This window comes from Gallibacterium sp. ZY190522 (assembly GCF_054166015.1).
On record NZ_CM135118.1, the window covers coordinates 2,412,264 to 2,424,193 of the forward strand.

The 11,930-nt window shown below is 40.1% G+C and carries 10 protein-coding genes and 1 pseudogene; 2 read left to right on the top strand and 9 right to left on the bottom strand.

The features are described from left to right. Positions 1 to 165: 165 nt before the first annotated feature. The 6 genes from fabG to yceD all read right to left on the bottom strand — a co-directional run bounded on the left by fabG (position 166) and on the right by yceD (position 4,904). Positions 166 to 894, bottom strand: coding sequence for a 3-oxoacyl-ACP reductase FabG (fabG, locus tag ACXPAV_RS11695; protein ID WP_152968758.1), 729 nt, complete (start codon positions 892 to 894; stop codon positions 166 to 168). 15 nt (positions 895 to 909) lie between these two features. Then, on the bottom strand, positions 910 to 1,851 hold the full coding sequence (gene fabD, locus ACXPAV_RS11700; RefSeq protein WP_458003573.1) for an ACP S-malonyltransferase: 942 nt from the start codon (positions 1,849 to 1,851) through the stop codon (positions 910 to 912). Between the two features lie 28 nt (positions 1,852 to 1,879). Beyond that, positions 1,880 to 2,830 carry a beta-ketoacyl-ACP synthase III gene (locus ACXPAV_RS11705; protein WP_065231415.1) on the bottom strand — a complete coding sequence of 317 codons (951 nt, stop codon included), beginning with the start codon at positions 2,828 to 2,830 and terminating at the stop codon, positions 1,880 to 1,882. Between the two features lie 328 nt (positions 2,831 to 3,158). Beyond that, on the bottom strand, positions 3,159 to 4,151 hold the full coding sequence (plsX, locus tag ACXPAV_RS11710; protein WP_458004436.1) for a phosphate acyltransferase PlsX: 993 nt from the start codon (positions 4,149 to 4,151) through the stop codon (positions 3,159 to 3,161). Positions 4,152 to 4,196: 45 nt separating this feature from the next. Next, positions 4,197 to 4,361 carry a 50S ribosomal protein L32 gene (gene rpmF / locus ACXPAV_RS11715; protein ID WP_013745784.1) on the bottom strand — a complete coding sequence of 55 codons (165 nt, stop codon included), beginning with the start codon at positions 4,359 to 4,361 and terminating at the stop codon, positions 4,197 to 4,199. 15 nt (positions 4,362 to 4,376) lie between these two features. Continuing rightward, positions 4,377 to 4,904, bottom strand: coding sequence for a 23S rRNA accumulation protein YceD (gene yceD / locus ACXPAV_RS11720; protein ID WP_039133444.1), 528 nt, complete (start codon positions 4,902 to 4,904; stop codon positions 4,377 to 4,379). A 203-nt stretch (positions 4,905 to 5,107) separates the two neighbouring features. Between yceD and asd the strand changes: the two genes are divergently transcribed. Continuing rightward, complete coding sequence (gene asd / locus ACXPAV_RS11725; protein ID WP_458003574.1) at positions 5,108 to 5,992, top strand: archaetidylserine decarboxylase; 885 nt, start codon at positions 5,108 to 5,110, stop codon at positions 5,990 to 5,992. Positions 5,993 to 6,021: 29 nt separating this feature from the next. Next, positions 6,022 to 6,654, top strand: coding sequence for an FKBP-type peptidyl-prolyl cis-trans isomerase (locus ACXPAV_RS11730; RefSeq protein WP_458003575.1), 633 nt, complete (start codon positions 6,022 to 6,024; stop codon positions 6,652 to 6,654). 78 nt (positions 6,655 to 6,732) lie between these two features. On the opposite strand, the gene ACXPAV_RS11735 is transcribed toward ACXPAV_RS11730, so the two are convergent. The 3 genes and pseudogenes from ACXPAV_RS11735 to ACXPAV_RS11745 form a co-directional block, all read right to left on the bottom strand. Continuing rightward, positions 6,733 to 7,944, bottom strand: coding sequence for an MFS transporter (locus tag ACXPAV_RS11735; RefSeq protein WP_458003576.1), 1,212 nt, complete (start codon positions 7,942 to 7,944; stop codon positions 6,733 to 6,735). A 177-nt stretch (positions 7,945 to 8,121) separates the two neighbouring features. Then, entirely contained in the window at positions 8,122 to 9,183 is a 1,062-nt protein-coding gene (yedE, locus tag ACXPAV_RS11740; protein WP_458003577.1) for a YedE family putative selenium transporter, read from the bottom strand. A gap of 366 nt (positions 9,184 to 9,549) precedes the next feature. Continuing rightward, positions 9,550 to 11,719 (bottom strand): annotated as a pseudogene (locus tag ACXPAV_RS11745) (Tex family protein); the annotation flags it as partial. Positions 11,720 to 11,930 lie beyond the last annotated feature (211 nt).

The following is an 11,930-nucleotide window of genomic DNA, read 5'->3' on the forward strand; positions in this document are numbered from 1 at the left end:
TTTACCTCTAACAAGAAGGTCAAAATCTGTATGCATACATTGACCAAAGTTACATACTCAATGGCAATTCTAACATTAAGCGAACTTGATTGCTATGCTTTTTGTTTAACCTAATATATCGTATTGCCGGAATATGTTTTGCTGTTACAAAAGTATAACAGCAGGTTAATTCATATACATACCACCGTTTACATGTAATGTTTCGCCGGTAATATAACTCGCATCATCAGAAGCTAAGAAAGCAACTGCTTTAGCAATATCCTTCGGATCACCTAAACGACCTGCTGGCACTTGTGCTAATGTTATAGCTTTTTGTTCTTCAGTAAGCGCATCTGTCATATCGGTGGCAATAAAACCTGGTGCTACGACATTCACTGTAATGCCACGAGAGGCAACTTCTTTTGCCAATGCTTTAGAAAAACCGATAATGCCGGCTTTAGCCGCACAATAATTGGCTTGTCCCGGGTTCCCCATTGAAGCAACAACAGAACCGATACTAATAATGCGTCCGAAGCGTTTTTTCATCATACTGCGTAAAACAGCTTTTGAAAGATGGAAAACGGAACTTAAATTAGTTTGCAAAATAATATCCCAATCTTCTTCTTTCATTCGCATCATTAGATTATCACGGGTAATGCCAGCATTATTGACGAGAACATCTATCTCGCCGAACTGTTGCTTAACTTGATCTAATAATGCGTTGATAGATTCTAAAGAGGTAACATTTAATACCAATCCTTTCCCATTCTTGCCTAAATAGTCGGAAATAGCGTCAGCACCTTTTTCACTGGTTGCGGTACCAATAACGGTAAACCCTTTGCTGACTAACTCTTCAGCTATTGCTTTCCCGATTCCTCGGCTAGCGCCTGTTACTAAAGCGATTTTCTGCATAATTTCTCCTTTCATTTTTTATGCATTTTTTAAGTTTTCCACTTCGGTAAGGGAAGTAGTATCATTGACGGCATAGGATTGAATATTGGCACTAATACGTTTATTTAATCCAGTAAGAACTTTATTTGGTCCGATTTCAAATGCAATTTCAATACCTTGCTGATCCATTTTTTCTACGGTTTCAGTCCAACGTACAGGATTATAAAGTTGGCGTACCAATGCGTGACGAATTGCACTAGGATCATTTTCTGCTTTTACATCAACATTATTAATCACGGCAATTTGAGGCTGCTTAAATGAGATAGATTCCAATGCTACAGCTAATTGATCTGCTGCTGGCTTCATTAATGCACAGTGTGAAGGTACACTTACCGCTAACGGTAATGCTCGTTTAGCTCCAGTTTCTTTGCATAAAGTTGCTGCACGTTCAACAGCAGCTTTATTGCCTGCAATCACTACTTGTCCCGGAGAATTAAAATTCACAGCGGAAACTACTTCTCCCTCAGCGGCTTGTTGGCAAGCAGAAATAATTTTTTCATTATCTAAACCGATAATGGCATACATTGCTCCAGTTCCTTCAGGCACAGCTTGTTGCATCAATTTACCGCGTAATTGCACTAATTTGATCGCATCTTGAAAATCAATCACTCCAGCGCAAACTAAAGCAGAATATTCTCCTAAACTGTGTCCTGCCATTACTGTGGGTTGTAAATCCGGATATTGTTGTTGCCATACACGGAAAATAGCGACTGAGGCAGCTAATAGTGCCGGCTGAGTCTGCCACGTTTTATTCAGTTCTTCAGCTGGGCCTTGCTGTACTAATTCCCAAAGATCGTAATCTAACACCTCTGAAGCTTGTTTAAATGTTTCTTCCACTACCGGATATTGTGTAGCCAATTCGGCTAACATTCCTACAGATTGAGAACCCTGTCCAGGGAAAACCATTGCAAATTTTTTCATTTAATAACCTTTTTGTAATTATAAAAACTTAATAACGGACTAATGCAGAACCCCAAGTCCAGCCACCACCGAATGCTTCTAATAATAATAGTTGTCCTCGCTTGATACGACCATCGCGAATCGCTTCGTCTAGTGCTGTTGGCACAGTTGCGGCACTAGTATTAGCATAGCGATCAAGCGTTATCACAACTTGAGACATATCCATATCTAATTTTTTTGCGGTAGCGCTAATAATGCGTAAATTGGCTTGATGAGGAACCAACCAATCAATATCTTTCTTATCAAGATGATGAGAACTTAGTGTTTCTTCAACTACATTGGATAGTTGGCTTACTGCTAATTTGAATGTGGCATTACCTTGCATAGAGATATAACCGGATTTTTCATCGTGATGTTGAGTTTGTGATAAGGTTAACATTCCATCCATATCAGAGGAAGCGTGTAGATGGGTTGAGATAACGCCTTCATTTTCACTTGCTTCCAAAATAACGGCACCAGCACCATCCCCAAACAGGACGACAGTGCTGCGATCAGTTTCATCGAGATGACGAGAATTTAAATCTGCACCGATAACTAAAGCTTTTTTTACCTGATTATTACGCATAAACTGATCTGCTATGCTTAATGAGTAAATAAAACCAGTGCAAGCTGCCGCAACATCGAAAGCAATAGCATCTTTAATGCCGAGAATACCTTGGATCTGGCAAGCCGCACTTGGGTATGAGTGTGAGTTTGTAGTTGTTCCTACTACGATCAGATCAATCTCTTGTGGATCAATATTTGCTGTTTGTAATGCCTGCTTTGCTGCATTTGCCCCCATAGTAGCAACGGTTTCGTCTTCTGCTGCAATACGGCGTTCTTTGATACCGGAACGAGTTGTGATCCATTCATCAGAAGTGTCAACCATTTTTTCTAAATCAGCATTTGTTCTAATTTTTTGCGGAAGGTAACTACCTGTCGCTAATATTCTGCTATACATAGTTATCTCATTTTATTGTTTGAAAAGTGGCATAATCATAATGTGTTACACCAATATATTTTTAATCAAAAACCGGTTCACAATTTACAAGAAAATTGAGTGAATTAGCAATAAACAGGCTTCGTGATCTTGATAATATAATTACTTTACACATTCAATATCAGTATAAGTTAATACGCTATTGCTGCGATTTTTGCCCCAACGAAACCTTGCTTGATAATGATGCTGTTTATCTGCTATCCTCGATGTTCCTGCACTTAAACTATCTGATTAAAATCGTTGGAAATATTATCGCACTTTTATAGATAATCAAAAGTTTTGTTAACGTTTAATGTAATTCGTTGAGTATTTTTTCCGGAATATTTTTGTTTACTTGGGTAATAGCGTGTTTAATTGCTGTAGCAAAAGCATTACTGTTTGAACTTCCGTGACTTTTTACAATAACAGACTGTAAGCCTAATAATGACGCACCGCTATGTTTATCTGGGTTGAAAGATTGTAATTGCTGATATTTTTCTTTCAGCATATGGCGAAGAATCTGTTTAAACCAACTTGCACACCATATTGGATGAGTGGATTGATTCTGTTTCAATAGCTGAATAATATTTTTAGCCGTACCTTCCAGTGTTTTCAAGGCAATGTTACCGTTAAACCCATCTGATACGATCACATCAGCATAGTGGTTAAGCAGCTGATCACCCTCAATAAAACCGATGTAATTAATGTTAATGTCTTTCTCAAGCAAAGTAGCTGCTTCACGAATTGCAGGCAAGCCTTTGATTGCCTCAATGCCTATATTTAGCAATGAAACGCGTGGATAAACCAGATCCAACATATTTTCTGCAAAAATTGCCCCCATTCTGGCAAATTGATATAGCTGTTCGGCATTGGTTTCAATATTGGCACCCAAATCCAACATCACACTATGACGACCGTTCATTGTTGGCAACAATGAAACCAAAGCCGGACGTTGGATTCCCGGAATAGGTTGAATCAAAATCTTTGATAACCCCATTAATGCACCGGTATTACCGGCACTAACGCAAGCAGCAGCACTATTTTTTTGCACGGCTTCGATTGCCAACCGCAGTGAAGTGCCTTTGCTATAGCGTAATGCTTGAGTAATGGAGGTGTCTGAAAAAATTTGACGATCGCAATGATGAACAATAATACGTTGTGAAAGCGATTTATCAATTTGAGGAAGATATTGTTGGATGGCGTTATGATCACCAAAAAACAAAAAACGAAGCGTTGGATGTTTTTCCAACACTTGAATTGCGGCTGGGACAGTGATACGGGGACCAAAGTCCCCGCCCATCATATCTAACGCAATGGTTAGACTCAATGTATTACCTTTAGACGAAAATTATTTGATTTTACGACCACGGTAATAACCATCAGCAGTAACGTGATGGCGTAAATGAGTCGCACCAGTTTCTTTATCGATAGAAACCGCAGCAGTAGTTAACGCATCGTGAGAACGACGCATATCACGTCTTGAACGAGATTTTTTATTCTGTTGAACAGCCATTGGCTATACTCCTAACTATTTTTGCTTCTTTAAACTAGCTAACACAGCGAACGGGTTCGGTTTCTTTGCCAACTCTTCAGGCAATTCACCAAAAACCTGTTCGTCCTCGGACACTTCACAGTGTTCTGGTTCATGCATTGGAACCAACGGAAGTGAAAGGAGAAGTTCATCCTCAATCACTGCCAATAAATCTATTTCCCCAAAATCGTTTAGTTCGATTGGTTCATAAATTTCAGGTAACACATCAGCCTGATCCAAATTAGACACTGGACTGTAACTAAAAGTGCAAGATAAATGATAAGGAAACGGTTGTCCGCAGCGTTGACATATCAACATTACATCAACCTCCGCTTTGCCCTGCATTACAACTAATTTTTGCGGATCAATTGTAAAGCTTAACTCCGCCTCAACATCACTCAGCACTTGATTAACCGCTTCCGCCAAACGCACGAGCTGATTACGAGAATAATAACCCTCATAATTCAAACGTCTTTGTGCAGATTTAACCGGATCAACGGTTAAGGGTAGTTTTACCTTTTTCATAGGGTGCAAATATTAACGTTAGATACAACAATAGTCAAAGGAAATACAGATTTTTTCTTAGTTTTTGTGATTAAAAGCTATATATTCAAGTTGAAAAAATAAACATCTTTGCTTGAAAATTGCAGAATAGACCCAAATTGTTATAATCCGTTATTTACCGAATAACGGAGTTATATTTATTTTCTATTTAAGAGGGAAACAAATTGAACAAGACGATCAGCTACTTTGATAAATTAAAAGTCGCCTTTCATTATTTATTGCCGCAGTTGGCGATAACACGTGCTGCCGGCTGGTTAGCAGAAAAACAATGGGGAGCGGTGACACATACGATAATTCGTCTTTTTGTTAAAAAATATCGTATTAATATGGATGAAGCGCAGTTTTCCGATGCTAAAGATTATGCTTCATTTAATCAATTTTTTATTCGCCCGCTAAAAGAAGGTGCAAGACCGATCAATCAAGATCCGAAAGCGTTATGTTTGCCGGCGGACGGAAGAGTGAGCCAACTTGGCAAGATCGAGCAGGATCGTCTTATTCAAGCGAAAGGGCACTATTTTAGCTTAACCGATCTATTGGCAGGTGATGACAAAATGAGTGAATTGTTCAAAAATGGACAATTTATCACCACCTATCTTTCACCACGAGATTATCACCGCGTGCATATGCCGTGTACAGGCACATTACGCCAAATGATTTATGTGCCGGGTGAGCTTTATTCTGTGAATCCATTTTTAGCGGAACATATTCCGCATCTGTTTTCACGCAATGAACGCGTTATTTGCCTTTTTGATACTGAATTCGGTCCGATGGTGCAAATTTTAGTCGGTGCAACCATTACCGCAAGTATCAGCACGGTTTGGGCAGGTGTTATCAATCCACCGCGTCCGGGAGAGATTAAATCTTGGTCTTATCCGGAAAAAGGGGAAAGCGGCGCCGTTACTTTGGAAAAAGGCGCAGAGATGGGGGCATTTCGCTTGGGATCAACTGTTATTAATTTGTTCGCGCCGGATCAAGTAGAATTAGCGCAATATTTACATCAAGATACTGCCGTAAAAGTCGGTGAGTTGCTTGCACGAAAAGTAGAATAATCATTTACCACAACAATAAAGGAAACATTATGTCGAAACAATTTTTTGATCAAGTCAGTTTAGAAAGCGTAGAGGCAAAAGGCAGCTACGGTATCGGTTTGCAAATCGGACAACAATTAATTTCAAGTCAGTTAGATATTGATGAAGTTGCTGTAGCGAAAGGGATTTTTGATGCATTAAATCAAAATGAAGCAGCATTAGATCAACAACAAATCACCTCTGCATTGCAAGAACTTCATCAACGTGTTGAAGAAAAACAAAAAGTGTTATTCAAAGAAATTGAAGAAGCAGGTAAAACATTCCTCGCTGAAAATCGCCAACATCCGGATGTTGTTGAAACAGAAAGCGGTTTGCAATATCAAATTTTAACCAAAGGTGAAGGTAAAATTCCGGCAAAAACTGATAAAGTGCGTGTTCATTATACAGGTTCATTAATTGATGGCACAGTTTTCGATAGCTCAGTACAACGTGGACAACCGGCAGAATTCCCGGTAAACGGTGTTATCGCAGGCTGGATCGAAGCATTAAGTATGATGCCTGTCGGTTCAAAATGGCGTTTGGTTATTCCTCACCACCTTGCTTACGGCGAACGTGGTGCAGGTGCTTCAATTCCACCATTTAGTACCTTGGTGTTTGAAGTTGAGTTATTGGATGTGCTTTAATTAATTTAGCTCTATCAAAAAAGCTACACTTGAGGGTGTAGCTTTTCTATTCTATTAATCTATTTCGTTATTCATATTTTATTCCAACACCTTCCCCTTCAATTCAGGAATCAGGAATAACGTGGCGAGCATATCGATAAAATAGATTAATGCTAAGAAAGCGATAGCGAATTTAAATGAGTAGGCGGCAACCAAGGCACCGACTACCACCGGACCGAAGCCGCCGACGGCACGCCCCAAGTTGAAAAGTACGTTTTGTGCAGTTGCACGTGCTTTGGTTGGATAAGCTTCAGACATCAATGCGCCGTATCCGCCCATCATTCCGTTCACGAACATTCCTAAAAATGCACCGACGATTAACATTAATTCCGGTGTGGTGAGTTGGGAATAAAGTACAACGCTGATAATGGCACCAAGCTGGAATAATAGAAAGCTTGGCTTGCGTCCGATACGATCTGCTAATTGTCCGAATAACCAAATGCCGAACATCATTCCAAGAATGGTAGCGGCTGTCCATAAGCCGGATTTTGTTAAACTAAAACCGAGTTGTTTGGAAAGGTAATTTGGCAACCAGATCATAATGCCGTAATAGCCGAAATTCTGAACGGAAGTCAGTACAACCACGCCTAAACTTACCTTAGTGGTCGCTTTGTCTTTAATTAATTGCTTGAATGATGTGAATAAAGAGGTTTGTGTTTGTGAGTTTTGTTTTTGTACAAAAATTTCCGGTTCGTGCAGGTGTGAACGTAAATACCACGCCACAAAAGCAGGGATGATGCCGACTAAAAACATTCCGCGCCAACCGATATGCGGCAGCAATGCCGGCGTTAATAAAGCTGCTGCCAATACGCCGATTTGCCAACCTAATGCAACATAGGCGGAAGCTCTGGCACGATGACGAGCCGGCCACGCTTCTGCTGCCAATGCCATCCCGATACCGAACTCACCACCTAAACCAATGCCGGGAATAGTACGATAAATCAATAAATCCCAATAACCTTGTGCAAAGGCACATAGACCGGTAAAAACTGCAAATAACACGATTGTCCACGTTAAAACTCGAATACGTCCATAGCGGTCACTCAATGCACCGAAAATAATACCACCAGCGACAGCGCCAATAAGTGTCCAAGTGACTAATGAACCGGCTTGTGCTGGAGTGAGAAGTAGATCGGAGGAAATAGCGGTGAGCATAAAGCCCAAAATAAGAAGATCAAAACCGTCCATAGCATAACCGACGGCAGAACCAAGCAAGGCTTTCCAGCCATAGGCATCAACTTTTTGTATCATAAATCGTCCTTTTGTTGCTCACTGGCAACATCATTAAAACTAGAATAATAGCTTCCTGCCTCACAGGGCAAAAATTGCCTAATTTTAGGATTATTTGAGGTGCGATTCAATGGTTAGTGCTAAATAATATAGTGAAAAATAGAGTACGATGTTTTTAGAAACATCGTACTTTTTTAATTAGGCTTTAATGCGGTTACTTAAACCGACATAAATGCAGAAGATAAATCCGATGATCACCACATACGGTGTAAATTGGCTGACACCGGCACCGGAAGCCGCAAGGGAGAAATTGTGAGCAGCTGCAGCACCGAGTAACATTCCGAGAATGAACAGAGCTGAATCATTATCACCTTCGCCGATATGTACCAACTGTTTACCCGGGCAACCGCCGCCTAAGGATAAACAGAGACCACATAATGCCATTGCAAGGAAATTCCAAATAACATCATTATGTGCAATTGGTTGTTTATCAAAACCAAGATGGAATTGCCCCAGAATTACATTGGTAATAACCGTGAAGAGAATAAGCGCCAAAACGCCGTTTAATAAATGACTGTCGCGGAACAGAATAAAATTGCGGAATGCGCCGACAGAACAGAAACGGGATTTTTGCATTACGATGCCGATAATGACACCGCCACCAAGTGATAACCAAAGATTGGCGTGTTGGGCGGCTGGACCTTTTTCAGAGAAGAAAATAGGAAGATTCTTGCCAAATTTAAATTCAGTGATTAAGAAAATAAACAAGGCGACAACAAATAGGATTGGAATAATAGCAGAAGATTTGCTTTGTTCGCTAACTTTGCCTAAAGAGAATCCTCGATTAGCAAAGAAAATCCCACCAACAATACCTGCAATAAGTCCGGCAATGCCGGCAACTGCGGTTAAATCGCCGCCGCCTAAACGTAGAAATGCTCGCCACGGACAGCCTAGGAAAATCAATGCACCAAGCATAGCGAAAAAACCGAGCAAAATTCGAGTGATTGGTGCGGAGCTAGCTCGAGGTTTGAACTCTTTGGCAAAAAATGCACTGATTAGCGCACCGAAAACCAAGCCGATAAGTTCCGGACGGATATATTGAAGAGGAGCGGAACGATGAAGCCCTAAAGCACCGGATGTATCTCGTAAGAAACAAGCAGCGCAGAACCCCATATTGCCGGGATTGCCTTCATAGGTTAGAAGTGGAGCAATGATACCAAGTGCAGCACCTGCAACCACAGGCCAAGTGAAAATTTTCATAATTAGACCCTTGTGATATCAGAAAAATGGACGTTATTTTGGGGAGGACAAAACAGTTGTCGAGATCAAAATAACTAAAATTAAATTTTAATTGTCTTAACTAAGGTTAAAGACGCAAGAATTATAAGGGAATTAGGTAATGGGTAAAGCGTGGGAATTAAAAAATTTGAAGTGCGTCAAAGAAAATTTAACTAGGAGAAACATAACCTTATCCTTTCGGACAAGGTTATGCTCCAGATGATTATTTTTTCCAATTTTTCAAGGCATCAGCAAAGGCGTTGCCCATTGTTGAAACAGATGGTGAATGACGGCGTTTTGCAGTTGATTGGGTTATACTGCTTTTATGCGTTGTATGAGAACGGTTTGTTTGCTCATCTAAACGCATTGTCAAAGCAATACGTTTGCGATCTACGTCAATCTCCAATACTTTAACTTTAACAATATCGCCAGTTTTTACTACATTATGCGGATCTTCAACGAATTTATCACTTAAAGAAGAAATATGCACTAAGCCGTCTTGATGGACGCCAATATCTACGAATGCCCCAAAATTGGTAACATTGGTAACAGTTCCTTCCAAAATCATTCCCGGTTTAAGATCGCTGATTTGCTCAACACCTTCCAAGAAAGTCGCAGTTTTGAACTCGCCACGAGGATCACGTCCCGGCTTTTCCAATTCTTTTAAAATATCGGTTACAGTTGGTAAACCAAAGCGCTCATCAGTGAATTGTGTCGCACTTAATTGATGTAATACAGAGGAGTTACCCATTAATTCTCCTAAAGATGAATTTGTTGCTTGTAAAATTTTCTCAACGATAGGGTAGGCTTCTGGATGAACGCTAGAAGCATCAAGCGGATTATTCCCATCGATAATGCGCATAAATCCAGCACATTGCTCAAAGGCTTTCGGCCCTAGACGAGGCACTTTCTTTAATTGTTCTCGATTGGAAAAACGTCCGTTTTCATCACGATAATTAATAATATTTTGTGCTAATGTTTTGCTCATTCCCGCAACTCGTGCTAGTAGTGGGGAAGAAGCAGTATTGAGATCAACACCAACAGCATTCACACAATCCTCTACAACAGCATCAAGTTTACGGGCCAATTGTGTTTGATTAACATCGTGTTGATATTGACCGACACCAATCGCTTTTGGTTCAATTTTTACTAATTCAGCTAACGGATCTTGTAAACGGCGAGCGATTGAAACTGCTCCGCGTAAAGAGACATCAAGTTGAGGAAATTCTTGTGCAGCGAATTCAGAGGCGGAATAGACAGAAGCACCGGCTTCACTGACAATCACTTTTTGTGCTTTCCAATCTGGTTTTGCTTTTAATAATGTTTCAACAAAACGTTCTGTTTCTCGAGAAGCAGTTCCATTACCGATAGCAATCAATTCAACATTATATTTTTTACCAAGCTGATAAAGCGATGCTGCTGCTTGGCTCTCTTGTCCTGTATGTGGATAAATCGCAGAGGTATCTAACAATTTCCCGGTATTATCAATTACAGCCACTTTTACACCGGTTCGTAAACCGGGATCCAACCCCATTGTAGTTTTCGCACCTGCGGGAGCAGCCATTAATAGAGCGGATAAGTTCTTTGCAAAAACATTAATTGCTTCTTCTTCAGCACGCTCACGTAGAGCAGACATTAATTCAGTTTCCAAATGAAGTGCAACTTTAATTTTCCACGTCCAAGCAATAACCTGTTGTCGCCAACTATCAGCAGGCTGTCCGTTAAACTGAACATTTAAATGGGTACGAATAATGTCTTCGCAGTAACTATAATTACTCTCTTCCTGCATCGGATCAGCATTCAACGATAAAGTTAGAATGCCTTCGTTGCGACCACGCAACATAGCCAATGCACGATGAGAAGGCACATTTTTCAATAATTCACGATGATCAAAATAATCTTGGAATTTCTCACCTTCTTTTTCTTTTCCAGTAATAACTGTTGATACCAACTCTGCATTATTACTGAGATAATGACGTACTTTTGCTAACAGTTGTGCATCCTCTGCAAAACGTTCCATTAAAATATATCTAGCCCCGTCCAAAGCTGATTTCACATCAGTAATGCCTTTAGTGTCATCAATGTATTTTTCCGCCTCGTTTTCAGGATGATATTGTGGTTCATTCCATAATAATTCTGCCAAGGGTTCAAGCCCTGCTTCAATTGCAATTTGCCCACGAGTGCGGCGTTTAGGTTTATAAGGAAGATAAAGATCTTCTAATTCAGTTTTACTTTGCGTCTGTTCGATAGCTTGGCGTAAGTCATCAGTTAATTTCCCCTGTTCTTCAATAGATTTAAGAATAGTTTGACGACGGTCGTCCAGCTCACGTAAATAAGTTAAACGGCTTTCAAAATGGCGTAATTGGGTGTCATCCAAGCCACCGGTTACCTCTTTACGATAACGCGCAATAAAAGGAATGGTGTTGCCCTCATCCAATAAATTGATGGCGGCAAGAATTTGTCTGCTTTGAACATTCAGCTCATCCGCAATAATTTGGCTAATAGTTTGGTTTAACATCACTTTTTCATTCTTTAGTAAAAAATCACCGCCCAATTATAGGCGGTGATGGTTGGAAATGGGAAGAGGATAAGCATATTTATGTTTCAATTCATAGAAGAATACATAACGTATTGCTCTATGAATTATTTTGGTTTGGAAGGGGTTATACCTCTCCCATATTAAATACATTCTCCTTGCAGCAAAAGTTGATGATTTAATTATTAAAAAT

Coding starts and splice junctions, on each gene's coding strand:
- ACXPAV_RS11735 (WP_458003576.1), bottom strand. CDS start 7,944: ATGATACAAAAAGTTGATGCCTATGGCTGGAAAGCCTTGCTTGGTTCT.
- fabD (WP_458003573.1), bottom strand. CDS start 1,851: ATGAAAAAATTTGCAATGGTTTTCCCTGGACAGGGTTCTCAATCTGTA.
- yceD (WP_039133444.1), bottom strand. CDS start 4,904: ATGAAAAAGGTAAAACTACCCTTAACCGTTGATCCGGTTAAATCTGCA.
- ACXPAV_RS11730 (WP_458003575.1), top strand. CDS start 6,022: ATGTCGAAACAATTTTTTGATCAAGTCAGTTTAGAAAGCGTAGAGGCA.
- yedE (WP_458003577.1), bottom strand. CDS start 9,183: ATGAAAATTTTCACTTGGCCTGTGGTTGCAGGTGCTGCACTTGGTATC.
- rpmF (WP_013745784.1), bottom strand. CDS start 4,361: ATGGCTGTTCAACAGAATAAAAAATCTCGTTCAAGACGTGATATGCGT.
- ACXPAV_RS11705 (WP_065231415.1), bottom strand. CDS start 2,830: ATGTATAGCAGAATATTAGCGACAGGTAGTTACCTTCCGCAAAAAATT.
- plsX (WP_458004436.1), bottom strand. CDS start 4,151: ATGATGGGCGGGGACTTTGGTCCCCGTATCACTGTCCCAGCCGCAATT.